The 25,010-nt window shown below is 43.1% G+C and carries 27 protein-coding genes and 1 pseudogene; 3 read left to right on the plus strand and 25 right to left on the minus strand.

Features of this window, described 5'->3' with window-relative positions; translation table 11 throughout:
• Positions 1-10: 10 nt before the first annotated feature.
• Both A3M5_RS0115225 and A3M5_RS0115230 read right to left on the minus strand, forming a co-directional pair.
• Positions 11-1,822: a motility associated factor glycosyltransferase family protein gene (locus A3M5_RS0115225; protein ID WP_018394640.1), complete on the minus strand. Its 1,812-nt coding sequence runs from the start codon at positions 1,820-1,822 to the stop codon at positions 11-13.
• 124 nt (positions 1,823-1,946) lie between these two features.
• Positions 1,947-3,179 (minus strand): flagellin N-terminal helical domain-containing protein, encoded by a 1,233-nt coding sequence (locus A3M5_RS0115230; protein ID WP_018394641.1) that lies wholly within the window; start codon positions 3,177-3,179, stop codon positions 1,947-1,949.
• An 899-nt stretch (positions 3,180-4,078) separates the two neighbouring features.
• Between A3M5_RS0115230 and A3M5_RS0115240 the strand changes: the two genes are divergently transcribed.
• Together A3M5_RS0115240 and A3M5_RS0115245 are read left to right on the plus strand one after the other, a co-directional pair.
• A complete protein-coding gene (locus A3M5_RS0115240) occupies positions 4,079-4,327 on the plus strand; it encodes a hypothetical protein (protein ID WP_018394643.1) in 249 nt (82 codons plus the stop codon).
• Positions 4,324-4,704, plus strand: a complete 381-nt coding sequence (locus tag A3M5_RS0115245) for a retropepsin-like aspartic protease (RefSeq protein WP_018394644.1) — start codon at positions 4,324-4,326, stop codon at positions 4,702-4,704. The genes A3M5_RS0115240 and A3M5_RS0115245 overlap by 4 nt, the downstream gene beginning before the upstream one ends.
• 147 nt (positions 4,705-4,851) lie before the next feature.
• Here the strand turns inward: A3M5_RS0115245 and A3M5_RS0115250 are convergent, their stop codons facing one another.
• From A3M5_RS0115250 to A3M5_RS0115325, 17 genes and pseudogenes are all read right to left on the minus strand, one after another.
• Positions 4,852-5,676 (minus strand): flagellin N-terminal helical domain-containing protein, encoded by an 825-nt coding sequence (locus A3M5_RS0115250; protein WP_018394645.1) that lies wholly within the window; start codon positions 5,674-5,676, stop codon positions 4,852-4,854.
• 194 nt (positions 5,677-5,870) lie between these two features.
• Positions 5,871-6,095 carry a carbon storage regulator CsrA gene (gene csrA, locus A3M5_RS0115255; RefSeq protein ID WP_018394646.1) on the minus strand — a complete coding sequence of 75 codons (225 nt, stop codon included), beginning with the start codon at positions 6,093-6,095 and terminating at the stop codon, positions 5,871-5,873.
• Between the two features lie 3 nt (positions 6,096-6,098).
• Positions 6,099-6,542: a flagellar assembly protein FliW gene (gene fliW, locus A3M5_RS0115260; RefSeq protein WP_018394647.1), complete on the minus strand. Its 444-nt coding sequence runs from the start codon at positions 6,540-6,542 to the stop codon at positions 6,099-6,101.
• 13 nt (positions 6,543-6,555) lie between these two features.
• Positions 6,556-7,116, minus strand: a complete 561-nt coding sequence (locus A3M5_RS0115265) for a DUF6470 family protein (protein WP_018394648.1) — start codon at positions 7,114-7,116, stop codon at positions 6,556-6,558.
• A 15-nt stretch (positions 7,117-7,131) separates the two neighbouring features.
• Positions 7,132-8,013, minus strand: a complete 882-nt coding sequence (gene flgL / locus A3M5_RS0115270) for a flagellar hook-associated protein FlgL (protein ID WP_018394649.1) — start codon at positions 8,011-8,013, stop codon at positions 7,132-7,134.
• Between the two features lie 17 nt (positions 8,014-8,030).
• Complete coding sequence (gene flgK / locus A3M5_RS0115275; protein ID WP_018394650.1) at positions 8,031-9,716, minus strand: flagellar hook-associated protein FlgK; 1,686 nt, start codon at positions 9,714-9,716, stop codon at positions 8,031-8,033.
• A gap of 15 nt (positions 9,717-9,731) precedes the next feature.
• Positions 9,732-10,169, minus strand: a complete 438-nt coding sequence (locus A3M5_RS0115280; protein WP_018394651.1) for a flagellar protein FlgN — start codon at positions 10,167-10,169, stop codon at positions 9,732-9,734.
• Positions 10,170-10,184: 15 nt separating this feature from the next.
• Positions 10,185-10,622, minus strand: a complete 438-nt coding sequence (locus A3M5_RS0115285) for a YaaR family protein (RefSeq protein WP_018394652.1) — start codon at positions 10,620-10,622, stop codon at positions 10,185-10,187.
• Between the two features lie 18 nt (positions 10,623-10,640).
• Positions 10,641-11,456, minus strand: coding sequence for a flagellin N-terminal helical domain-containing protein (locus A3M5_RS0115290; RefSeq protein ID WP_018394653.1), 816 nt, complete (start codon positions 11,454-11,456; stop codon positions 10,641-10,643).
• 3 nt (positions 11,457-11,459) lie between these two features.
• A complete protein-coding gene (gene fliS, locus A3M5_RS0115295) occupies positions 11,460-11,903 on the minus strand; it encodes a flagellar export chaperone FliS (RefSeq protein WP_018394654.1) in 444 nt (147 codons plus the stop codon).
• Between the two features lie 45 nt (positions 11,904-11,948).
• A complete protein-coding gene (locus A3M5_RS0115300) occupies positions 11,949-12,233 on the minus strand; it encodes an EscU/YscU/HrcU family type III secretion system export apparatus switch protein (RefSeq protein WP_018394655.1) in 285 nt (94 codons plus the stop codon).
• Positions 12,230-14,620 carry a hypothetical protein gene (locus A3M5_RS23845; protein ID WP_018394656.1) on the minus strand — a complete coding sequence of 797 codons (2,391 nt, stop codon included), beginning with the start codon at positions 14,618-14,620 and terminating at the stop codon, positions 12,230-12,232. Before A3M5_RS23845 ends, A3M5_RS0115300 begins: the two co-directional genes overlap by 4 nt.
• Positions 14,621-14,689: 69 nt before the next feature.
• Positions 14,690-14,959 carry a flagellar biosynthesis anti-sigma factor FlgM gene (gene flgM / locus A3M5_RS0115310; protein ID WP_018394657.1) on the minus strand — a complete coding sequence of 90 codons (270 nt, stop codon included), beginning with the start codon at positions 14,957-14,959 and terminating at the stop codon, positions 14,690-14,692.
• A gap of 311 nt (positions 14,960-15,270) precedes the next feature.
• Positions 15,271-15,693 carry a TIGR03826 family flagellar region protein gene (locus tag A3M5_RS0115315; RefSeq protein WP_018394658.1) on the minus strand — a complete coding sequence of 141 codons (423 nt, stop codon included), beginning with the start codon at positions 15,691-15,693 and terminating at the stop codon, positions 15,271-15,273.
• Positions 15,694-15,751: 58 nt separating this feature from the next.
• Positions 15,752-16,213, minus strand: coding sequence for a ComF family protein (locus tag A3M5_RS23115; RefSeq protein WP_018394659.1), 462 nt, complete (start codon positions 16,211-16,213; stop codon positions 15,752-15,754).
• 36 nt (positions 16,214-16,249) lie between these two features.
• A pseudogene (locus A3M5_RS26670) lies at positions 16,250-16,414 on the minus strand (double zinc ribbon domain-containing protein); the annotation flags it as partial.
• Positions 16,411-17,736, minus strand: a complete 1,326-nt coding sequence (locus A3M5_RS0115325) for an ATP-dependent helicase ComFA (RefSeq protein WP_018394660.1) — start codon at positions 17,734-17,736, stop codon at positions 16,411-16,413. The pseudogene A3M5_RS26670 and the gene A3M5_RS0115325, both read right to left, overlap by 4 nt.
• Positions 17,737-17,881: 145 nt before the next feature.
• Between A3M5_RS0115325 and A3M5_RS0115330 the strand changes: the two genes are divergently transcribed.
• Positions 17,882-20,170: an S-layer homology domain-containing protein gene (locus A3M5_RS0115330; RefSeq protein WP_018394661.1), complete on the plus strand. Its 2,289-nt coding sequence runs from the start codon at positions 17,882-17,884 to the stop codon at positions 20,168-20,170.
• A gap of 89 nt (positions 20,171-20,259) precedes the next feature.
• Here A3M5_RS0115330 and A3M5_RS0115335 read toward each other — a convergent pair whose 3' ends face one another.
• The 6 genes from A3M5_RS0115335 to A3M5_RS0115360 all read right to left on the minus strand — a co-directional run bounded on the left by A3M5_RS0115335 (position 20,260) and on the right by A3M5_RS0115360 (position 24,759).
• Positions 20,260-21,108: a DegV family protein gene (locus A3M5_RS0115335; RefSeq protein WP_018394662.1), complete on the minus strand. Its 849-nt coding sequence runs from the start codon at positions 21,106-21,108 to the stop codon at positions 20,260-20,262.
• 274 nt (positions 21,109-21,382) lie between these two features.
• Positions 21,383-21,847 (minus strand): S-ribosylhomocysteine lyase, encoded by a 465-nt coding sequence (locus tag A3M5_RS0115340; protein WP_018394663.1) that lies wholly within the window; start codon positions 21,845-21,847, stop codon positions 21,383-21,385.
• Positions 21,848-21,880: 33 nt separating this feature from the next.
• The gene (locus tag A3M5_RS23120; RefSeq protein ID WP_155894726.1) at positions 21,881-22,489 is read right to left on the minus strand and encodes a Cif family virulence factor; all 609 of its coding nucleotides are present in this window, start codon (positions 22,487-22,489) and stop codon (positions 21,881-21,883) included.
• 79 nt (positions 22,490-22,568) lie between these two features.
• Positions 22,569-22,766 carry a hypothetical protein gene (locus tag A3M5_RS0115350; protein ID WP_018394665.1) on the minus strand — a complete coding sequence of 66 codons (198 nt, stop codon included), beginning with the start codon at positions 22,764-22,766 and terminating at the stop codon, positions 22,569-22,571.
• A 131-nt stretch (positions 22,767-22,897) separates the two neighbouring features.
• Positions 22,898-23,578 carry a response regulator gene (locus A3M5_RS0115355; RefSeq protein ID WP_018394666.1) on the minus strand — a complete coding sequence of 227 codons (681 nt, stop codon included), beginning with the start codon at positions 23,576-23,578 and terminating at the stop codon, positions 22,898-22,900.
• Positions 23,575-24,759, minus strand: a complete 1,185-nt coding sequence (locus tag A3M5_RS0115360) for a sensor histidine kinase (protein ID WP_018394667.1) — start codon at positions 24,757-24,759, stop codon at positions 23,575-23,577. Before A3M5_RS0115360 ends, A3M5_RS0115355 begins: the two co-directional genes overlap by 4 nt.
• Between the last annotated feature and the right edge of the window lie 251 nt (positions 24,760-25,010).

Genomic DNA, 25,010 nt, shown 5'->3' on the forward strand with positions numbered 1-25,010 from the left:
CCTAATTGTTTCAAACTGAGTTCATTAAAGATTGATCTATTATCAAAATCAATTCATTTAATACAAAGACACCAACTGTAAGAAATTCTAGTTGAATTTCTTTATTTCTATTTAAATTTTCAGCAGAAAGTACTTGATCAATACTATATAAATTCCAAATTGTTGTCATTAATATTGGCTGTAGATTATGCCTTAATAACCAATTTTCATTTACTATTTTAAATAATTGATCTGATATTTGTAATTTATTCAGTACTTTCAATAATTCCTTTTTAGTAGAATTGTTATTTATCTTTAACTTTTGAATTGTTTTTAATTGTTTTTCAAATTTATTTTTCAGTTCTTGCAAGATATTCTTTTGCTGACTTAAAGCAAGTTTCATTTGCTCTTCATTAATAGGATAACTACTTATAGAATTAAGTACATCCTTTACTATTATGTTAGTTTCTGAACAATACTCCTCAATAACATTAACTAAACTCATCTGGATGGAATTTGCTATTTTAGCTCCACCTTCAGTAGCATTAATTACAATTAATTTCTTTTCTACTATTTCTTTCTCGAACCATTTTCGGAAACTCATCCATATATCCGTAGATCGAACATTATTTCCATAATAACCTTCAACTGTTATTTCATTAATTGTTGAGAAAGTATTATTTGTAAATTCCTTTTCATCATAAATTGTTCCCTCAGCATGAGATTCTTCTTTTGAGCTACCGAAAGCCAAATCTTGACCAACTAGAACGATAGGTGATGCCCCAATATGCTCAGCAAATCCAAACGCAACATGCGCACAAGAGAGTCCAATACTTATCGAATTATCTCCTGAAAATCCAAATGTATCCTGTAGCCATATATATTCACCAACATTTTCTCGCATTGGAATTACTAAATCGCCTTTAAATTCTTCGAATATTTTAGGATGTAGCAAAAGGGGACCAATAAGAGTGGTATCTTCACTGTAATTCTTACCTTCATAGAAATAAGTATAAGTTTCTTTCTCGCGTTCAATAGAACAAATGAAATCAGGTATAATTCCCTCATCATGAAGCCTGCTTGCAATTGTATCAACAGCAATAATTATGGCCTTTGTTTTCATTTTCTTTAATTCTTGAATATTTTTATTTAAAGATGGACCTGCTGCCACAATGACTGCTGGGATATTCTTAAAGGTGTTTTTTAGTAAAGATACATCTTTTGATTGTATTAAGTATTTACTATTCTTTATATTATGCATAAATCCAGTTAAACTATCTTCTATAGAATTTCCATATACTATTGTTTTATATTTAATTGTCTCCTTAATTTCTTTAATAATTAAGGTACTTGTGTCTAAACAATCTAACCGATAATACTCAGTGAAATAAAAACGGATATTTTTTATATAATATATAAGACTGGTTGAAAATAAGTTATCTAAAAAAAACGGTAGATTTATTAAATCATCAGCAAAAAGAATCAAATTTAAGGATTTAAAAATGGATAGATCTTTTTCACACAATACAAAGTTAAAAAATGATTTATTCGGTTCTAAAATTACAAGAAAAGACTCTTTGCTCATGTTTTGATAAAGCATCTTAATTTCATTTACTGAAAATAATCCTATTACAAATATAAGTTCCCTTTTTAGGTTATTCGGACACTGCTCTTCATCAAATTTATCACTTATAGAAAAAAGTTTTTTATTTATTATAAATTGTTCATTTCCTATCGAGTCTTTATCAAGAATGTCAATACTATTTAAAGTTTCCTTATATTCCCCTATCCAGTGGTTAGGATTTGTTGATAGAATATTTATGTTTTTATTGAGCAAATCCATTTGCTTTCTCCTTAAATTAAATTGTCTTGTTAGTATACTTATTATCCGAATTTTTAAACACAAACTAAATATTTCTAAAAATAAATCTCCCAATTTGTCTTGGGAGATTTATTTTTGTTAATTATTATCTTAATAGCTGAAGTACTCCTTGTGGCTGTTGATTCGCTTGTGCTAACATAGCTTGAGCAGCCTGAGAAAGGATAGAGTTCTTTGTTTGTTGCATCATTTCTTTAGCCATATCTGTGTCACGAATTCGAGATTCAGCAGCTGTTAGGTTTTCTGAAGAAGTACCTAAGTTATTAATTGTATGGTCTAGACGATTCTGGATAGATCCAAGTTTAGATCGTTCAGCGGAAACCTTTTGAATAGCTGTATCAATAACTTTAATAGCAGTGTTAGCCTGACCTTGGGTTTGAGCCTGAAGATCTTTTACTCCAAGAGCGGACGCTGACATCTCGTTGATATCCAAGTTTAAGTTTTGATTGATATTAGCACCAATTTGGAAAGTTGCACTACCGTCAGTACGTGCATTTTTTGACCCTGTTGTTTCAGCAAAGCTAGACAATGCATTAGTTGCAGAAGTACGTACATTTCCAGAAGAGTCTTTAACTGAAATAGTAATACCATTTACAGCTCCAGCTGTTCCACCTGCACCTGCAGTAATAATTGCTGCACCATTACTCATAGTAAGAGCGCCATCTGTAATTACGCCTGCCAAAGATGCAATATCACTAGTAGAAGTTACAGTCACTTCCGTAGATGTAGTTGTTCCATCTTTAACATAAGAAACAGTGATTTTATCACCAATTGCAATTCCTAATGCGTTAGAATTTTTATCTTCTAAATCTGTTAAAAGTGATGTTGATGTTGCTGCTGCTGCACTTGCAACTAGGACGTCACTTTTATTAATGTTTGCAACTGCAGTAGTTGCTTTCCCCATTGAACCATCTAATAGATTTTTTGTGTTAAATTGAGTTGTACTAGAAATACGGTCAATTTCTTTTGTTAACTGCGTCATTTCATCTTGAAGATTTTTGCGATCTTGGTCAGTATTAGTGTCATTTCCAGATTGCACCGATAATTCACGCATACGTTGAAGAATGTCATGAGTTTCATTTAATGCGCCTTCAGCAGTTGAAATCAAAGAAATACCATCTTGAGCATTTTTAGATGCTTGGTCTAACCCACGAATTTGTCCACGCATTTTCTCAGAGATAGCAAGACCTGCAGCGTCATCTCCAGCTTTGTTGATACGAAGACCTGAAGATAATTTCTCCATTGAGTCGCCTTGTGCTTTGTTGGCTGCACCAAACTGACGATACGTGTTAAGTGCTGCGATATTATGATTGATAATCATTGTGTCGTTCCTCCTTGAGTGTGGCTGTTCACGTCCTTGTGAACAGTGTTGAAATTATTAGCAAAATATCAGGTCGGCCGCCCTGCTTCTCTTGCTTACATAGTTTATATCGGGGTTGTTTCGGGAATGTTTAATAGTTTTGGAAAATTTTTTTGTCGAATTGAGTGTTTTTTATGAAATGGTGAAAACGGTCCGATATACCGTTTGAATTTGGTGCTTTGTTGGAGTACGTTCTCTGTCCTTGATCCAGCGTTCTTTAAGGCTTTTCTTGTAAGTTATGACGAGAAAGAGATTGTTATGATAGATGAGTTGAGAGAATTCATAGAATAGGCTGTTTTTGCTGTATGGTTGGATCGTTCGAAATAATGGCGTATTTCTGGACTTTTTCTTTTTTAATCTCCTCATTTGGTTATATATGTGTTAAAATCATGCCAAAAAGAGGATTATTTAAATTGAAAAAACGAAAAAAAGAGTTTATATGAAGAGTCTTCTATGATGCTTCTTTTCCTCATTGCCGCCTTTACGTACTTCCAAACGAATTCCCTCGAAAGCGTCTTTACAACCGTCATTGCGGTAGGTGCCATCTTTTTGTTCACTCCCTTATTTCTTATGTATCGTCGAAAACAAAAACTGTGCAAAACTGGCCAAATCAAATCACGTTATGTTGATCAACCGGGATGAATTAATTCGGTTGATTTTGGATAGTCAGAAGAAAAGTGCTTGAGAATAAGCTTTTTTCGTTTTGTCCGAATGATTTTCCCTCTGATAAGTATCCTACTTCACGATGTTGTATAATCAATATAAATACGAGCACATTAAAACAGTGCATCTCAAGTCAATTATTCAACGATTCTTCTACAGTCCTTTTTATGTATTTAACAATTTAGGGGGAACTGAAAATGAAGTGGCAGGAAGTACGCGAAATTTATCCGGATCAGTACGTATTGTTGTCGATTCTTGATTCTCATCTTGTGGATAGCCGTAAAATCGTGGATGAAGTGGCACTCATTCGGCCGATTGATAGCGCTCAAGAAGCGACGAGTGAACTTCTGCGTTCAAAAGGCAATACCGTTGTGTATCATACTAGCAATGAAACATTTGTTATTGACGTGCGAAAACCCTCTGCTTTAAGAGGAATTACTCGATGATTCTTTTCTATGATGAAGGTCTTCTTTTGACGTCTATTGAAATAGAGTTTAATGGAAAAAGGAAAATAATTGATCGTGTTGTGGTTGATACGGGTGCAGCTCATTCTATTATCGTCATTGATGAAGTCTCTGATATCGGGATCTATTTTGAACCAGGTGATCACCTTGTGAACAGTATTGGAATTGGCGGTGAAGAATTCTGTTTCTCAAAGAAAATATCTTTTGTTAAACTTGCAAATAAAGAGTTTCACCATGTAGATATTGATTTTGGAAACTTGGATGGGTTTCCAATCAACGGCTTAGTTGGCCTTGATTTATTAAAAACAGGTGGTTTTATTATTGACCTAGATGATATGAAGTTGATCGCAAATAGCTAATTGAAGCTAGGTTTGTCGCAAATTACGAAAACGGAAGTCCAATCGGGTGATTTGCTGTTTACATAAAAATATCCCGTTCACATAATCGTGAACGGGATATTTTTGTTTGATTCCCGATTACTTGAGGAGTTCGCTCACAAGTCACTCTTATCTTAGCAACTGTAAAACACTTTGCGGTGCTTGATTGGCTTGTACCATCATGGCCATGGAGACTTCGGCAAGGATGGACGCTTTGACTTGGTTCATCGTTTCTTTCGCCATGTCGGCGTCTCTAATTCTTGATTCGGCTGCGGTGAGGTTTTCGTCTGCGGTGTTTAAGTTGTTGATGGTGTGTTCGAGCCGGCTGCTGTAGGCGCCGAATTGAGATCTTTGTGATGAGACTTTTTTGATCGCGTCGTCAAAAATGGTGATGGCGGCTGATGCGCCGGATGTCGTTGTAACGTTGATCGGCCCGTGGGCGGATGTGATGCCGAGTGCGCGGGCGCGCATATCGGCCATTTCAATGGTCATCGTCTGGCCGGCGTTCGCTCCTACTTGGATGGTAAACGATGGTTTTGAACCATCGAGCAGGTTCATCGTATTGAACTGGGTCGTGTTGCCGATGCGGGTAATTTCTTCGGTGAGCTGATTGATTTCCTTTTGAATGGCTTGACGGTCGGTGGCGGTGTTTGTGTCGCTTGCGGCTTGGACGGAGAGTTCGCGCATTTTCTGGAGGATCGCGTGTGTTTCGTTCAGCGCGCCTTCTCCGGTCTGGATCATGGAAATTGCGTCCTGCGCGTTGCGGGATGCTTGGTTCAGCCCTCGAATTTGCGCGCGCATTTTTTCTGAAATAGCAAGGCCAGCCGAATCGTCAACGGCGCGGTTAATTCGCAGACCGGATGAGAGCCGCTCCATCGCGGTTGCTTGTTGCTTTAACGCTGAATTGTACATACGATGCGCGTTTATCGCCATCGTGTTATGTTGGATCCTCATATAGATTCTCCTTTCTTTCAAAGTTCTTTATCTATTATATGGGCTAGATTAGAATCTATTCCGAAAAGTCCACTCACAACAATTGAGATTCACACCTATTTTCACAGATTCGCACACAATAGCTAAGATCCGCACCTATTTCACCAGATTCGCTCACATTTATATCATTTCATATAAAAAACTCCCATCCGATCTTATTTCGGTGGGAGTTTGAGCAGTCCGGCGAGGTTTTCGATGCCGGCTGAGGCGGATTTGTTTTCGTCGCCGATTTGGAGGTAGATTTCTTTTCGGTGGATGTCGACGTGTTTAGGCGCGTCGATGCCGATTTTGACTTGGTCACCAGAGACGGAGACGATGGTAATTTCGATGTCGTCTCCAATCATGAGGGCTTCGCCAGGTTTACGGGTAAGAACGAGCATCGCTTATCCCTCCTTCACGGCGCCGCTTAGAAACAAGGCGTGGCGCGTTTCGTACGCTGTGCCCGTTAAGATGACTTGGCGTCCGGTCTGGTTTTGTTTGTTGATAACGATAGGCGCCTGCAAGTTGGCGGTAGTATGTTCAAATGGATCTCGTACAGTCAGGATGGTTAAAAGGGTAACGTCTTCTTCTTTTTCAATCGCGAGTGCTGTGAGTGAAGTGTCGTCGATTTTAATTTGGTAGTCCAGGAAAAACGAAAATGGATCGGTAACGACAAAGCTCAGTTCCGGTGTAGTGATAGATTGAAGCGCATAAAAAACAGTATTTCCCGGGAAAGCGAGCAAAACGAATTGTTTCTCGTCTTCAAAGCCGGGCAATCCATTCGCAAATCGTAACACATCCGCTTCCTGCAGCTCTTTTTCCCCGTGGTATTTCGTTTGAATCTTCACACTTTATCATCCTTTAAATCGTTTTATTGACAACTTGAAAATCAATGGACGGGTATTGCTTCAGTTGTACCTTCACACTGCCGGGCTGATAATTGATAATCGGTTTGTTCGCACGCGTATGATTTTCAACTGGCCGGGCCTGTGCATCAATTCGAACGTCACCCGGCTCGTAGTTGATCTTAACACTTCCGTGCGACGGCACCCACGCGAGGCCGGTTTCGTAGTTGCGGGTGCTGCTTCTAGCCGCCTGCATGGCGATCGCATTGCCGCCTTTATGAATATCGGCGAGTTCGCGGCCTTCTGCAGCCCGGCGGCCGGTGCCTTCAAGCGCTTTTTGTCTGCCTTCTGACGCCGCTTCTTTAATGCGCTGAAAAATATGCTTCCGGTCCATATCGGCCCATGCCTGCGTTTGATCAATCGATAGTTTGCCCGGTGTCGTGGTAATGTTCATTTCTGCTTTCGGCTGACGAATATCAACCGTCGCCTGTGGCTGCTCTATCGACAAGCGGCTCGGCGTCGTGGTCATGCCGAGCTGCGCCTTCGTTGTATGGATTTGAACCATTGAAATGTTCATCTGCGAACGCTCCTTTTAACGGAGATAATCCATCAATGTTGGCTGAATAATGCGGGAACCGACAGATAGGGCCGCTTTATGAACCGTTTCCTGCACCGTCAGCTCTGTGACGACTTTCTCAAAATCTACGTCTTCATTTTCGGATAGAATACGTGAAGCGATGACGGCCTGCTCCGCCATGCGGGATTCCATTAGTTCAATCCGGTTAAAGCGAGCTCCAATTTTGGCACGAGCTGTCGAGTTATCTGCAATACGTGAATCCAGTTTATCAAGAAGGCCGCTCAACTGCGCACCCGTTGATCCGTCACCTAGCGCCGTGACAACTTCATCTACCGTTGAAAAAAGATCTTCAGAAAATGCTTCGCCAGGGCTAATATTTACTTGAATGTAGACACCTTTTGACAGTTCTAATTCCATTTTCCCTGCGTTATCAGAAACCGTTGTGCCAGCAGCTGTTACGCTGACAGGCTTTGTCGCTGTCGCAGATCCGTTGAACAAATATTTTTCGCCGAACTTCGTGTTGGCAATTTCCACTAAATGTTCTTTCAGCTGTGCCACTTCAGCTTTTGCCGCTTCCCGCTGTTCGCTATCGTACGTGTCATTGGACGTTTGCACGACGAGCTCGCGTATGCGGTCAAGCGCGAGTTTTGCTTTATCAAGCGCGGAGTCGGAATTTTCGACCCAGTTATACGCTTCGTTAAAATTCCGCTGATATTGTTCGACTTCTGCCAAACTCCGGCGGTACGTCATCCCTTTCATCGCGACAACAGGGTCATCAGATGGACGGGTAATTTTCTTCTGACTGCCGACTTGCGTGTTTAATGTATCAAGCCGTGCGAGACTCGCAGTTAAGTTTTTCATCATGTTCGATGACAGCATCGATTGCGTTACGCGCATGCTCTCAGCTCCTTCGTTTAACGGCCGGCTACGCCCATGCCGTTAATAATTTTATCAAGCACCTCATCTACAATGGTAATCATCCGTGCCGCACCATTATAGGCGTGCTGAAACTTAATCAAATTGGTCATTTCTTCATCAAGCGATACAGAAGAAACCGAATCCCGGTTCGTCTGAACAGCCCCAAGTAAAACATTTACGTTTCGTTCCATCCGGCTCGCCTGCTGTGAGTCTACACCGAGCCTTCCGATCACGCCTTCATAAAAGGAATTGAGTGAGCCTGTTTTAATCGGCAAATCGGTCGGGATCGTGTACGTATTCGTTGTCCCAAGCAACTCAATCACATTTCCTGGATTCAGCAGATGATTGCCGATATTCGCAAGGTTCAACGCGTTTTTGCCATCTCCAATATTCACCGAACCATCGGCGTTTTTTGGGACGGCAGACGCCGCGATTTCTTTTGAGGTGATCGCAGAAATGCGAATGGACCCAGCTGCGCCAGCATAAACAGGCAATCCAGCTGCCGGCGTGTCCGTCTCAAAAATATCTTTTCCCGCATTTCCTTCCGCATCATACCCTAATTTATGAATGCCATTAAACAATTCTTTTAATGAGTAGGCTAACTTGTCCAGTTCGTCAATCATATTTTGAAACGTGCCGACCGTCGCCTCTTCAAGCGTCGTCGCATCGCCGTCCGTATCTTTATTTCCTTTATAGCCGTACGCTTCAATTAAGCCGCGAATTTCGCCTTGAGAAAACGAAACAGCACCGTTGCTGTCAATAAGCGAAATAGGTGTGACTGCTCCGGCCGTATCACTTTTGTCATACGCGACGAGATGCATCTCGTCAATGCGGTTGCTGTTGGCCGGAACATCGGTTGTGACCGGCAGGCTTGCGCTAAAACTGAACTGCTTATATTCCGTTTTATTGATAATTTCGGTTTTGTTTCCAGCTGTGTCGACTATGCTAATTTTAAAAATACCTTCTGCAATCGGCGAGTCATTGCCGCCGCTTTCTTCTGTCTCAATCGATATATTCATATATTGAGACAATTCATCCACAAGACGATCCCGTTCATCGTACAAATCATTCGGGAGGTAGCCATTCGGTTCGACCTCGCTAATTTGTACATTCACATCAAACAGTTTTTGAATAACCGAGTTCGCCGCACTAAGCGTGACACCGATTTGGTTGCCAAAGTCTTTTTTCACAGCCGTTAATGAATCAGACATATAGTTAAATGTGTCCGTAACCGATTGTAAACGTTCGAGCACAACACCGCGTGCGCCTTCGTTTTCAGAAGAGCTGGCCAAATCTTCAAGTGACTGCCATAGCTCTGTCATCGTCGCTGCTAATCCTTCTTCTGTCGGTTCATTCATGATGTCTTCTACTTTTGTCAATGCATCCGCACGGGCACTCCAATAGCCAAGCTTCGTATTTTCCGTCCGGTACTGTACGTCGAGAAACGAATCCCGAATGCGTTGAACAGATCCTGCTTCTACGCCCGTCCCCATTTGACCAGGGATGTTGGGACGGTTTAAGCCGACAGCAGGATACGGCGTTGTCGTTTGAAAGTTGATACGTTGCCGTGAAAAGCCCGGTGTGTTCGCATTGGAAATATTATGACCAGTGACGTACAGAGCACTTTGCTGTGTAAACATACCGCGTTTGGCGACTTCGAGTCCCATAAATGTTGATCTCATGTTGTTCCCCCTTTCTTATGCTTTCGAATCAAATAAAGGTCCCGATGCAGGGCCTTCATTGTCTCCGTCCGCTGCATACGTGCCAGAATCAGCCGGTGACAGCAAATCGAGTTGCAAGTGTACAAATTGAAGTGACTGCTCGACAAGCTGAACATTCAGCTCGTTTACCTCTTTTAACTGTGACAGCACATCAATCAGTTCATCGCGCACCGCTTCTGCATGAACTTGTTCCTCTTGCGGCAATGATGGCAGCAACTCGCTGACTGTTTCATCCGATTCACTCGCGCGCCGCTTTTCTAAAATCGTAATAGCGCCGACATGCTTCTGTTCTTCCCGGACAATCCGATTTAACTCATCTATGTCGCCTTTTTTAACGGCATCGGTTTTTAACTGTGCCAACTGCAGAAGACTTTTATGAAGCACCAGCTGTTTTTCGAGCGTGTCTACAAGCATGACAAGGAAGCCTCCCTACGTATATATGTTAATGAGCAGTCCTTGAATTTCGCCCACTTTATTCAAAATATCAAGATGTGATTTTTCTTTGTTGATGACCTCGTTTGCAAGCTGTGTCAGGCGGCTGTCGACTTCTTTAACGATTTTGTACACTTTCGTCCGGCCACGCCGGTTAAACCCACGCTGTTCTTCTAATTGGAGGCCGCTATTGACCGCTTCTTCCATAAATTCTTTGACCATTTTTTTATATTTACGCAAGTCATCAATTGTCCGGTGCTCGGCTAACTTTTCACCTTGCGTTTCAATCTCTTTCATCATGCCGGTCATTTTTTCAAGCGCCACATTTTGACGTTTATTTGAAATAACATCGGTGAATGACACCGATGCTTTTGCTGTTTCTTCTTTACGTTCCGTCCGGTTGAGTACGGTTTTGCCTACTCGATTCACTTCCATTGCCGTTCACCTCAAATATTATTGAAGAAGCTGAAGAATGCCTTGCGGAAGCTGATTCGCCTGAGCGAGCATTGCCTGACCAGCCTGATTCAAAATGTTATTCCGCGTAAACTGCGTCATTTCTTTCGCCATATCAAGGTCGCGGATACGTGACTCAGCTGCCGTTAAGTTTTCATTCGCTGTCTGTAAGTTCGTTACTGTATGTTCAAGACGGTTTTGAATCGCCCCAAGATTACTGCGTTCCGATGAAACTTTTGCGATCGCAATGTCGATTAAGTCGATCGAACTCGAAGCCGCTGCATGTGTACTCACATCAATTGAATTTACCCCAAGATCTGTGGACGTCATTTTAGCGATCGTCAAGTTTAACATTTGACCTTCATTCGCACCTATTTGAAAATCAAAACCTGTCGTTTCGCTTCCATCTAATAGTTCTTTATTATTAAATTGTGTTGTACTCGCAATACGATCAATTTCTTGTATTAACTCATCTATCTCCGCTTTAATGGAATCTCGGTCAGATGCTTCTAGTGTATCATTTGCTGACTGTACCGAAAGTTCACGCATACGCTGCAAAATTTCATGCGTCGATGAAAGTGCTCCTTCTGCTGTTTGAATAAGTGAAATCGCATCGAGCGAGTTGCGTTCAGCCATTCCCAATCCACGCACTTGAGAACGCATCTTTTCAGAGATCGCAAGCCCCGCTGCATCATCTGCAGCACGGTTAATACGAAGACCGGATGATAGTTTTTCAAGACTCTTTGATGTGGCATTGCTCGTATTGTTCAAGTTTCGGTATGCGTTTAGCGCTTGAATGTTATGGTTTATTCTCATCGGTTATTTCCCCGTTTCGAGTGTATTTGTCGGCTGCTCTTCGATGAAGACGTTTTGTTCGTACACATTTTGTTTACGTTTAACGGGTCTCACCGGTGCGGTTTTTAATGCTTCGTTCCAGGCGTCAGACAGCGTTTGAAATAGCCGTTCTGCGTCACGAAGCTTTACGGTGTCCTTTTCGATATTAGCCTGCACGACGGTGTCGGCGATGAAGTTATACACCTGGTCCAGCTGATCAGCGATGATGCCCGCTTCGTAGCTCAGTCCTGCGCCAAGTCGTTCTAATATATCATTAATTTTTTGCATCGAGCGGTTCGCTTCAAGAAAGTTTTCTTGATGTATGTACCGGGCTGCTTTTGTAAATTGTTCCAGCCCCGCTTCATATAATAAAGCCGTCAGTTGCTGCGGCGTTTTCTGGTAAACTATTTCTTTTGTGATCCATTCCATCGTTTTCCCACCTCATTTAGTTGTATCGGCAAAATACGACAAAGTTTAATATGTGGAATCCATTTCTTCAATTAAAATCAACATTTCGGCGATGACTGAATACAATTGCGGAGGAATGGAGTCGCCAAGGTCGATGTCGAGCAGTTCAGACAATAAGGATGCGTCTTGTTCCATCGGGATCCCGTGCTGATTTGCGAGTTCAAGAATTTTGGCCGCCAGCGCACCTTTCCCCTGCGCAACGACGGTCGGTGCATTTCCTTCTTCATAGCGAATCACAGCGGCAGATGGGCCGTTCAGTTTGCGGCGGTTAATCTGGTTGTAGTAGCTCATATCGTGAAATCAAACCCTTTCGCCGTTGAAGTTTTCTCTTGTTTTGTCGTCGTTGCTTCCTGTTCTTTCGCTTGAAATTCACTAAACTGAACGGAACCAACACGATAGCCGATGTCCGCCAGCCGCTCTTTTAAAACGACCGTGAGCGGCTCCATTTTTTGCTGAAAATCCGGTTTATCATTTTGTACTTTAATAGACAAGTTTTTGTCAGCTGACGATATCGTAATGCCGACCGGTCCTAATTTTTTCGTATCGAATAAAAAGTAGACGGAGCAATTTTCCCAATCCACTTGATCGCCGCCGTTTTTGGACCGGATAAAGACGTTCACGTTTTCAGACTGGCCGCCGAGTAAAAACGGCAATGACATCATCATCGACTGCAGTCCGGGATCTGCTTTGCTTAACAGCTGCTGGCCGGTTAACGTCGTCGTCATCTGTTCTGGTTTTCCGTCTGCCGCTTGCTGATGCATCTGACTTAAAAGGGCTTGCTTAACAGATGGAGGCATGTCTGCTTTTTCTCTCGAGACAAGCGCAGCTGCCTGCTCGTGTTCGTAATTAAATCCGGCTGCGCGAACGAGCTCAAATGCGGGACGGGCCGTCGGTGTTTCATATAATCCTGCCATCGCACCCGCCAGAACGCGTGGTGCCGTGTCTGCTGTTTCCTGTGTGATCATATGCATGACGCGGGCATCGGTCGGTTTAAATGTTACTTTTTCAATCAGCGCTTTTACTTCTGCCGTAATGCGGGCCGCTTGCTGTATTTCCCCTTTTGCGAGCAGTTTGCGTGCTTCTGCCAGCTGACTGGATGCCTGCATAAGCTGCTTTTCCGTTTTCATATCCGTGTACAGCATAAAGTCGCTCTTTAAAATGGCCTGATCGAGCGTTTTAATCGCTGTTTCGATAACTGGCTTCGCCTGCTGTGATGCTTTTTGCGCCATTAACAGTTCCGTCGTCTGCAAATTGCGTGTAATGTCCCGCTTGAACTGCTTGAAATCGATCGCGGACTGTGACATTTTTTCGGTAATTCGCGTGACGAGCACATCTTTTGCTGCGGGTGATACGTGCGCGAATAATTCATCTGGAACAACCAGTGCTGTCTGTTTAACTGGCGGCGGGATAAGCGGTTCTATCTCTTTCATAAGCTCGCCCCGTGCAGCCATTTCTTTGCCCGAAGCAAAAAGGACTTCTGCTTTTTCAAGCGATCGCTTCAATTCTGGCATCGTCTCTTTTATATAGGATAGAACACGTTCAAATGACGGCTCTTTTTGAATCATTTGTGCTGCTTTTTGAGCAGGTCCTGGTTCAATTTGATCCGTTTCCGGAATAACGATGCTAGAGGCCGGCAAAGCGGCGGCCATTTTCGTGTTAGCCATTTCCGCTAAGTGAAACGCTTCAGTAAGTGGTTTAAAAACAGCTGTCCGATCTCCCGTAAACAAGGACCGGATAGCTTTCACGATATTTTGGATCGGTTCCCCGCTCTGCAGTTTTTGGCTAAGTTCTATTAACAACGGATTGTCTGGGTACTGTTTTAATAGTGTTTGAACAGCGCCTTCTAGTTTACTTTTAGCCGTATTCAACAGTTTCTCCGTTTCTGTCACTGTGTCTGCTGCCGATAGCTGAGACGTTGAAGTTAATTGTTTGATTAATAATTCGACCGCTTTCGTCCATTCTTTCGCGGCAATCAATTCGGACTGAGCTGCTGGCGTTTGTTGTTTCACTAGCGATTCAATCGCTTTGACCAGTTCTTTTGCTGTAGTTGAATCAAATTGGATTGCGGGCATCTGCTGTTTTACTAGCGTTTCAATCGCTTTGACCAGTTCTTTTACGGCAACTGAATCTGATTGAAGCGCTGGTGCCTGTTGTTTCATTAGCGCCTCAATCGCTTTAACCAGTTCTTTTGATTGGATTGGTGTCACTTCAGCGGTCATATTTTTAATTAAATGAATCGCTTCTTGCGTCCGGCCAAGCTGGAGTGCTTTTTCAATCGATGCGCGTGTATTTTCTGGAAAAGGAATACCGGATTGTTTCAGCCATTCCGCTGCTTCTTTGCCAAACGGCACGCCAGTGAGTGCGGCGTGAACCGCTTTTAGCTTCGATTCATTAGGCACGATCCCTTTTTCAGCGAGCGCTTTAACAGTCGCCAATTTCTCCGTCTCGGTACCGAGTGCCGTTTCCATAAACGTGTTGACAGCTTGCGTCGCTTCTTTCGTGAGCGTCATGCCCCGTTCTGAGAATGCGGCTACTTCTGGGGGCTGCTTTGTTGTATTCGGTGTATTTGTTCTATTTGAATGGGCTATCTCTGCTGTCGGTGCAGCACTTTCTCCTTGAACCGAAGTAGTTGAAGACGGCACTTGCGGCAAAGCGGTGCGGTCAGACTGAATTTTCATATCCGTATCTCCTTTCTTATTGGTATACATAAAGAAAGATCGCCCGGAATGGTATCCTGGGCGATCCGGTTACTGTTTTCCGTAAAAGTTGAGCATCGCTTTTGCGGTCGCTTGGGCATCCGTTTTATATGTGCCATTTGCGACTTGCTCTTTCAGAAACGCGATTTTTTCGCGGCGTTCAGCTAGTATTCGTGTGGAGCCTTGCATCTCTTTGGCTGCTTTTGAAATTTCTAGTTTGTCTCTCGCCGCTGCGCTGACGGTTTTCGCCTCGTCCGTTTTTTTCAGCTGCTTCTGATACGGATTAATCCCATGAATGCCGGGTGTTTGATTAATTTTCATCTCGTATCCCCGCTTTCTAATTTGTATATGGTGCTCCTTATATCGGCAAGTTCGTGTAATTGTTTAATGAGGAATTTTTCGTGGTTTTGCAGAAGGACATTTGGCAGATGGCTTTGAAGGAAAAGAAACCGTTTTTCCATTTACTATCTAAGATAAAGATTCACACCTATTTTTATAGATTCGCTCACAATCATAGAATGTCGAACCTATTTCGGCATAATCGCACACATTCACGGAGTAACGTACCTATTTCACCACATCTACGCACAACCACCTCCTGCCAACAGCAAAAACCCGCTGTCTGGCGGGTTTTAGTCTTTTTTCGTATGGTACGTTTGCTGGTACGTTTGCTGTTGCAGTTCTTGTTTCGTACGGCTAAACTCTTGTTCCCGGTCGTGGAGTTTCAGTTCTTGATCAATTTCGGTGATGCATTTTGCGCATAGCTTGCCTTTTTGAATAATCGCGCCGCAGCGGTCGCACGGGTAACCTAGGTTTGGAAATTGAGCAGCTTGAAGACGACCTTTTTTGACCCACCGGTAAATCATTTCTTCCGTTGCACCGGACACTTCTACAATCCGTTCTATCGTCGCGGCACGGTTTTCTCTTTTTCGTAAAAACGCATATACTTCCTGGTACAATTCTTCTTCTGCGCGCGAGCATTTCGGACATACTTCACGAAATGCATTTTTTATATATAAATCTCCGCACCTGGGGCAATCAACGACCTCATTCATGCCATTCACCTCTTGTTCCTGTCAATTAGTTCTATTTTCATGGGGAACGACGAAATTGTCAAGAACCGCTTCGAGCGATCGTAATCGATTTGACCGACGATGCCCCCGCTTCCATCAGTGCTTTTGCAACAAGCCGGATCGTCGCGCCTGTCGTATAAATATCATCAATAACGAGCACCGATTTCCCGGCTGCATCGCCAATCGGATAAAACGTCTGAGTCGCATTCATCCGCTCCATCCGCGACTTTTTTGACTGCTTATCCGATTCTGATCGGCTAATGAGCGAAACGTGCGCAAGACCAGCCGCTTCAATGAGCGCTTCTGATTGATTAAATCGGCGTTCCGCAAGTCTCGTCGGTGGTAAAGGTACCGCGCAGATCAGATCACACGCCGCCGCTAATGTCATCCGCCGCACATCATCCGCAAAAATAGACGCAAGCACATAATCACCGCGATACTTAAACCGAGCAATGATTGACTGCATCGCTTCATTGTATACATAAAGTGATTGATTGCTCACAAATGCACTCTCCCCCCACCCTTCACAATCCGAACAAATGCCGGTCTCCTCCATTGGCCGCGAACATAGGCGACATGATGGACCGGTTATTTTCACTAGTTTCTCCAAACACTTCGGGCAAAGGCGAGGGGCTTTTGCTCCAAAAAAAGGGAGCCAAGATTCAATTTCCGTCTCATTTTCGCAAAGTAGACACAACTTCATCTATCAATGAGTCCCCTTTCGATTCCAAGTCTGTTCATCTCATTGATTTGCCGGATCGCTTTCATCATCGCATCCGTTTTTCCGTAATGAAAAAAGAGGATCTCACCCGTTGGATAATCAGCGCTGCGTCCGGCTCGCCCTGCAAGTTGAACGAGCGCACTTTCAGTAAAGACCGCATCTTCTGCACCAATCACGGCGACATCAATACCTGGAAATGTTACGCCGCGCTCAAGAATCGTTGTCGATAGCAAAACCGGAATTTCCTGTCGGCGCATCGCTGCGACTTTTTCTTTTCGAAGCGGATCAGCCGCATGGACACTTTCAATGCGCAAATCGATTTCTTTAAAAAGCGGCAATGCTTTCTCCATCGTGTCAATATGCGGATAAAAAATAAGCAGGCGCTGTCCCTCTTCTACTTTCGCTTTTACCCATAAAAGAACGTTCTTCGGTACATTGGTTTTTTTCCAGTTGCCGCACCATTCTGTTTTTGGCACCGGGAGCGGATGACGATGATAGCGGGCCGGAATAAGTGTCGCCTCGCGTTTGCCCTTTTTTACTTCGGACTGCCATTCTGCATGTGGGGTTGCTGTTAAATAAATAAGGGCCGATTCAGGTTTTCTTGCTTTTTGAACAGCAAATTGCAACGATCGATCAAATGTGTACGGATAGGCATCGACTTCATCAACAATTAAGACATCGAATGCATGATAATAGCGGTATAGTTGGTGGGTAGTCGCAATGACGAGCGGGCTGTACGTGTTGCGGTCGGGGCTGCCACCATATAAGACGGCAGGCGGTGTATCTGGGAAAACAGTCGTGAGACGCGGTGCGAATTCGCGCACGACGTCGGATCTCGGCGCAGCAATGCAAACGCGTTTGCCGACAGAGAGGGCTGATGCGATTCCTTGAAATAATACTTCTGTTTTGCCGGCCCCCGCTACCGCCCATACGAGATGTTCGCTTGAATGGCATATGGCACGTTCAACGTTACTAGATGCAGTCTTTTGACCGGCAGAAAGAGTGCCTGTCCAATGCAACGTTCCTGCGTTTTCGTGATGTTCAGGCGGTGGACCGATCCACGTATAGAGGGTTGTGCATGATGAGATTTTGCCCATTTCGATGCAATTGCGGCAATATGTACATATGTTGCCGCACCGGGCACAAGGATGAGAGGCGAAGTTCGTCGTATTGTTGCAGCGATTGCAGCGCGGCTGTCCGCCATCAAAGTGAATAGCGGGACGGGTGGCGATGTGTTCGTCCGGGAGAGTCTTGAATTCTTCATCAATGAGTTCTCTTCCGGCAAAAAATGAAGCATGTGTCATATTTCACGTCCTTTCGCTATTAGTATACTTATTTTGTGGTTTTATGACAACGATTGTCATATTGTCATCTTAATTTAACATAGAGGCTAATTTTACGTATGTTATAATTTAATTTGTCATATTTATAAGAAAGAAAGGGGAAACTATGCGAAAAATTGGAGGAAGTCTCGTCGTTTTCCTACTTGTATTTACGTTTACTTTACAAGTATCGGCACAGACTTTCAGTGATGTTTCAAACCACTGGGCAAAATCAGAAATCGAATCATTAACGGACGAGGGTGTCATTTTAGGATATGAGGACGGAACATTCCGCCCGTATGAACAGGTTACGAGAGGCCAATTTTTGGCGTATCTTGTGCGCGCACTTGATTTACCAGCAGGTACTTCAGCGTTTCCAGACGTCCCTACGAGCAGCCGCCTTTATCATGATATCGCCGCCGCAAAAAAAGCTGGGCTTATTCTCGGGAATGCAGATGGCCTGGCTAAAGCAAATGAACCTGTAACTCGATCAGATGTCGCAGCCATGCTCGACCGGGCAATGCAGCTAAAAGGCGACTATATGAAACGTGCGCCGCTTACCTTTACAGATGCTGCTAAAATCGGACAGTATGCCTATGGTGCAGTAGAACGGATGACGTTCTATGGCTTGATTCGTGGAACAGCCGATAACAAATTTGAGCCGGCAAAAATTGCGACGCGCGGTGAATCAGCTGTGTTCGTTCATCGTCTCATGTCAATACTTGATTTACTGGGCGGCTCAAAGGATCCCGTTGAAATTCCGAAGCCTGTCGATAATCAGGAAGTCGTCATTCCTGTTACTAATTCTCAATATGTAAAAGTGCGCATGAATACGCGCGGTGTTCCGCTTACATACAATAAACAGACGACTGATTCACATATTTTATCAACTGATACACATTACTACTACCATATGGGGAATGCGTCCAAGCCATTAGGATCATTACAAGTCACACTTCGCAAACTCGATAATGGAGATACCTTTATTTTCACGAAGTTCCTTCATAATGGTAACAATACGTATTCTGCCTCCGTCATTATGCCATTCTCGCAATCTGACAATTACTCATTGGCAAAATACGCGTCGCATGGAACAGTTGATCAATCTCATGATTCAACGTTCGGTGTTGATAAAACGTCACACCCGACCGGTATTTTATCGGTGAAAAATGGATCGACTTTGACAAATGAAGTAATGATGGGCAAAAACTATATTTCTGTTCAGCGTCAAACAAATTATGCAAATGGACAGCGCTCTATTATTCGCGAACTTTCGAGTGAACGAGAAAGCTATAATTTGTACACAGATAAAGCGCGCAAGCTTGTTACGGCTCATCAAAATGTATCTGTTCAGTCAAATGCAATCTCAGAAACGTGGGCACTTGTGTCTGAAAAACCATTGTTTGCAAGTACGGCAAACCGAAATGACTGGTTTAAACGGACCATTCTCGAATACAGTCAAATTAATAATTGGCTGACGGCTGATGGCGCATACACGAAGCTGCCTTGGTCGATCGAACCGGGATACAAAATGGGCTATGGCCGAAATATTGGCCGTTTGCAAGGCGGTATTTATTTAACAGCGTATAATGGAAATAAAGAACGCTATTTCCGTGACTTAGTTGTAAATGCAGTAGCCGATCTGGATGTATTTTCAGATGGTGCCATTACAGCCGGAAAAAGCCCGATTTTCAAAACTGAATATACAAGTACGTGGCTAAAAAATACGTATGGCACAACAGCTCCTTATATTGATACGCGTCATAACGAAAATGCGGCCTTGTTTTTGAAAAACACAGCGGAAGCACTTGCAGTACCAAAGCTTGCAGATGCGAATTTGCGCTATGCAGACTTTCTAGTAAGCCAAAAAAGTCTTGGCAACACGATTGCAGTAACCCCAACAAGTTATTTAATTTCCGATTATTACGCAATCGGCAGCAAGAAAACGCACGTATCTCTTAATCACGCACTCGGTGAAATGAGATTTTTGCTAGAAACATATAAGCAGACAGGCAACGCTGACTATTTAAAAACAGCGCGCGAATTAAAAGCTGGTATCGAAAACTTGCATCCGAAATGGATTCGCTCGAATGGTGATCTCTGGTACCAAATTAACGGGTCGCTCGTATTCTCCGGTAATGACTATGACTGGCTGACATTGATGGATTTGCTGTTAAGTCAAAATGCATTTGCCGAAAACGGGATTGAACGAAGCACGATTTTTGATGCGATGATTCGTTCCAAAACGAAGTATTTAGTCGATCATAATATAGCGATCAAGGGACAAATTATTTTGTTGCTGCAAGAACAAGGCTTTGGCGACCTCGTCAAAAGTGCATCAGCAGCAGACTACTCTTCATCGAAACTTGATGACGATAACCTGCCAAAAGATACGCTTGATTTATTAGCTGAATAAACGTAACAGTGTCCCGGTCGCCGGGACACTGTTTTATTTTAGTCAAGTCTTTGCAAACACAAAAAGGCCGCCCGGAGGGGCTTCTCATGCTACATGCATTTTTTTGTCCAGCCCATCGCAAGAGCACTTTCGCCGAGATGTGTACCAATGACGGGACCGAAATGGCTAATGCCAAATTCAGCGTTCGGAAATCGTTTTTTCAGATCAATCATCCAGTTGCGGGCGTCGGCTTCACGGTTAGCGTGGATGATGACCGCCTGCAGTTTATCACCTTTGTTATAGTCTTCTTCAAATAAGTCGCCGATTCGTTTCAGCGCTTTTTTGCTTGTTCGTATTTTTTCAAATGGAACGATCACTTTATTTTCAAAATGAAGAATGGGTTTCACTTGCAGCAAGCCACCAATCAATGCCTGTGTGCCAGTCAGTCTGCCGCCTCGCTTCAAGTGGTTTAAATCGTCGACCATGAAATACGTTCTTGTACAGCGCTTCATTTCATTCAGTTTTGCTATAATTTCGTCTGGTGTTTTCCCCTGCTTAGCCATTTCAACAGCACGCAAAACGTAAAAACCTTGTGGTGCACAGCTAATTTCAGAGTCAAATGAGTGTATGTCAAGTCCTTGCACCATATTGGCCGCAACCATCGATGACTGATACGTCCCACTTATACCACTTGATAAATAAATACCAACAACTGCATCGTATTCACGAGCAATCTCCTCATATATTTCGACAAAGTGACCGATGACTGGCTGTGATGTCATTGGCAATTTGCCGCCTTTACGTACTTTTTCATAAAATTCTTCTGTCGTTATATCAAACTCTTCGCGGTAAGCATCATCGCCAAAAATCACGCTGAGCGGGATCATATATATATTCAATTCATCGCGAAGCTCTTTCGGAAGATAAGCCGTACTGTCGGTCAAAATTGCCGTCTTCATCTTCTGTACCTGCCTTATTTTTATTTGTCCCGCTTTAACGAAATAACGGAATAATGTTTCAGTTTATACTTCCTCATTTTATCTGAATATCTATTTTTTTGCATCCCTTTTTCGTTAAGATGGGCATGAAGAAGGATTTCTTGAAAGCAATATTGTTTGTGAGCCAGTGCCGCTTTGTGAGAAATGCTTAGATTCTTTGCGTAAGGATTGTTATACGTACAATTTATACCGGTCGATTTTATAAAAAAAAATGGACAACTTGTCCATTTCTCCCTTAAGCAAATACTTCTGTCCATTCATTTCGTTTTGCAAGCATGTTACGTGCAATGTCTTTCGCACCTTCAAGGCTGTGACTCGCCGCCCAACCGCACTGTACTTCGTTGCAAGCAGGTACTTCAGTCGCTTCTAATACGTCTTTTAATGTTTTCTCAATAATCGTTAAAATGTCTTCGTAATCATCATGATTGATGACGGCAATATAGTAGCCAGTCTGGCAGCCCATTGGACTAATATCGACGATTTTGTCTGAGTGATTGCGGCTGAATTCCGCCATCATATGTTCCAGTGAATGAAGCGCTGGCATGTCCATATGCTCTTTATTCGGCTGGCAAAAACGGATGTCATACTTTAAAATTTTGTCGCCATTCGTTCCTTCCTTTACACCCGCAAGGCGGACGTACGGTGCTTTTACTTTCGTATGATCAAGGTTAAAACTTTCTACATTCATTTCTTTCGTCATATTTAAAAACCCTCTTTTCTTTTCATTATAGCATCATTCCATGGCGAAGAGCGAAATCTGTTTCCATCCGGCTTCTTCTTTTTGAAACACCATAATCTGGCGCGTCGTCTGGCTCACTTCTTTCCCAGTGCTGACATCTTTTGATTTGGATTTCATATTCATAAATACGTTAGCCGTTTTCGTTTCTTCGTCGTATTTAATGATCATCGGATTGAGTGGTGTCATCGACGCATTAAATGTCTCGAATACTTTTTGAACGTATAGTTTTTCTTCTGTGTAATCAAATGATTCAGGTGTTTCAGAAATCGTCGACATGTAGCCGTCGATATCTTTATTATTAAACGATTCGACTTGCTTGTCCAGCACGGCTAAAATAGCGGTTTTCTCTTCTGCTGGAACGTTTCCTGCTTCTTCAATCGGGACTTTCTCTGTTTTTGTATTTGATTCTTCCATTGAATTTGACTCTTCATCAGCAGTCGTTGCATTCTTTCGTTCATCTGAAGCCGTATGGGTTTCCTGTGTAGTCGTGTTTGCTGGTTCACCGTCACTTGCTGAGTTGGCAGCTTCATCTTGTTCGTCGTCACTACAGCCTGCAAGTAGAGTGCCGGTCAGAAGCAGCGCTATTATCCATTTATACGTCAACGTCATTGCACGTCCTTTCTTTGTCTATAATGTATTGTAAAAGAAAAACAGTCCGCGCTCAACCGGCGCGAACCGTTTTTCAGTAATAAGGATAGTATGGCGGGCGTCCGTAAATGATTGGTGTGAGCAGACTGCCGGCTAAGCCGCCGAAAAGTCCGCCAATAAATGGACTTTGAAAAACACCATAACCGCCATAATAAGGCGGACGGTTATAATACGGTGGCCGGCCATAATATGGGTACGGCCCTCGAAACGGATGGTTGTAATATGGACTCACTACTCAATTTCCCCCTTTAAGTTTCGTCCTTCCATCTTATGCAGCTGGACGAACCTAGGTGAGCGAGCCATTTTTCATGAACAACCGTAAAAAAAACGGTCCGGACGTCTGGCCCCGGCGGACGGTTTTTCTTAGCGTACTTCAACCCATCCTTTTTTGATGGCTGTGACGACGGCTTGTGTGCGGTCGTTAACGTTCATTTTTTGTAAGATATTGCTGACATGGTTTTTGACGGTTTTTTCACTAATATAGAGTGATTCACCGATACCACGGTTGCTTTTGCCGTCTGCGAGTAATTGAAGCACTTCGCATTCGCGGCGCGTCAATAAGTGGAGCGGACGGACAACCTCTGATTGTTGGAACCCTTTTCCTTTTCCATCGTCATTTGATAAACGGCGATAGTCAACAATCAAGTTATGCGTTACGCGCGGGTGTAAATACGATCCGCCTGCTGCGACTACTTTCACTGCTTCGACAAGCTCTTCCGCATCCATTTCTTTTAATAAATAGCCAAGCGCACCTGATTGGAGTGCATGCATCACGTAGTTTTCATCGTCATGTATCGATAAAATGATGACTTTCGTGTCCGGATATTTATCAACCAGCTTACGTGTGGCTTCTACACCGTTTACTTCCGGCATGTTAATGTCCATGATGACAACGTCCGGTTTATATTCTTCAACGAGTGTAAGTGCTTCAGCACCGTCGTCTCCTTCAGCCAGTACAGCAAACGTTTCTTCAAAATCAAGAATACGCTTTACTCCTTCACGGAATAATTGGTGGTCATCAATAATAATAATGTTCGTCGTCATTCTCTTTTCCCCCTATAAATCGTTGTCTGCTTCAGCACTGGCACGCTAATTAAAACAGCTGTGCCCTCGGACGGTTTGGAATGAAAGGTAATATCCCCTTCCAAAAGCTCAACCCGCTCCTTCATCCCCATAATACCAAATGAACCTGATTTTTTTTCACTTACAACAAATCCTTTTCCGTTGTCTTTCACGACAGCGAGTACATGTTCTTTGTTGATTTCTAATTTCACTTGAATAACCGACGCATCGGCATGTTTTAATGCATTTTGAACAGATTCTTGAATAAGCCGGAACAATGCTACCTCGAGTTTTGTCGGAAGCCGTTTATCCATCCCCATATTAACGAATTGAATGTCAGGCTTAGCAGATTCAGACCGGTTATACTCATTAACCGTCGCTAAATACTTTTTCAAGGTAGGTATTAACCCTAAATCATCAAGTGCCATCGGACGGAGGTCATAAATAATCCGCCTTACTTCATATAAGGCAGATCGAACCATTTTTTTTAAGTCGCGTATTTCTTTAAACGCTTCTTCCACTCCGTACTCTCGATATATTTTTTCAATTAAATCGGAACGTACGAGGAGATTCGCCATCATTTGCGCTGGCCCATCATGGATTTCACGTGAAAGCCGCTTCCGCTCTTCTTCCTGTGCTTCCATTACCTGCAGACCAAATGCCTGCTTCGACTGAGCTTGTTCAAGCGCCTTTCCAAATTGCTTCATGTCCTGCGTTAAATAATTCAGGACAACAGCCGTTTGTGAGACGAGGTGTTCTGCCCGTTCAATTGTCGTATGGACCGATAGTAAACGACGGTCAAGGTCATTGCGCCGGTTCAACAACTGCTTTTCATTTTGACGCAGCACAATGAGCTGCATTTGTAAATCATGCGCTTTTTCATACGCTTCCCGCACGACGTCCTCAGAATAAATAGAGAAATCCCGACTTACTTCAGACAATCGATGACGGGCCATTTTCACTTTTCTTTCCAGTTCTTCATGCTCAATAAGGGCAAATTGAATATGACTTTTGACGAGTTCAAGCTCGGTCATCAGCGTTTCATAATCACGTCTGCTTTGTTCAGCAATCGAAAAGATCTGATCTTTACTTTCATCAACCGTTTCAACCATTTTATCCAGTATCGTATCAAGCAGTTTCGTATCCGCATTTTTTATCGACATAAATGATCCCTTCTCCGGTTTTTAAATACCTATTCAAAAGACACAGCCTATTTTCCTTAGTACTGTATCTTTTGAAGGCGGAAAAAATACGCAGTTCTTTTTAATTCACTGATAAAAAGACCCGGTGAAAACCTCACAGGGAAGGATACTATCATTATATCATTAGATTAAATGTCGAACATTAAAGTTTATTTACGATTTGTTTAAAAGTATTTCCGGGCATGATGCTTTTCATCCAGACTATTTTCCTT

It is taken from the genome of Bacillus sp. 37MA (assembly GCF_000372765.1).
In the GTDB taxonomy this organism is placed as follows: domain Bacteria; phylum Bacillota; class Bacilli; order Bacillales; family Domibacillaceae; genus Domibacillus; species Domibacillus aminovorans.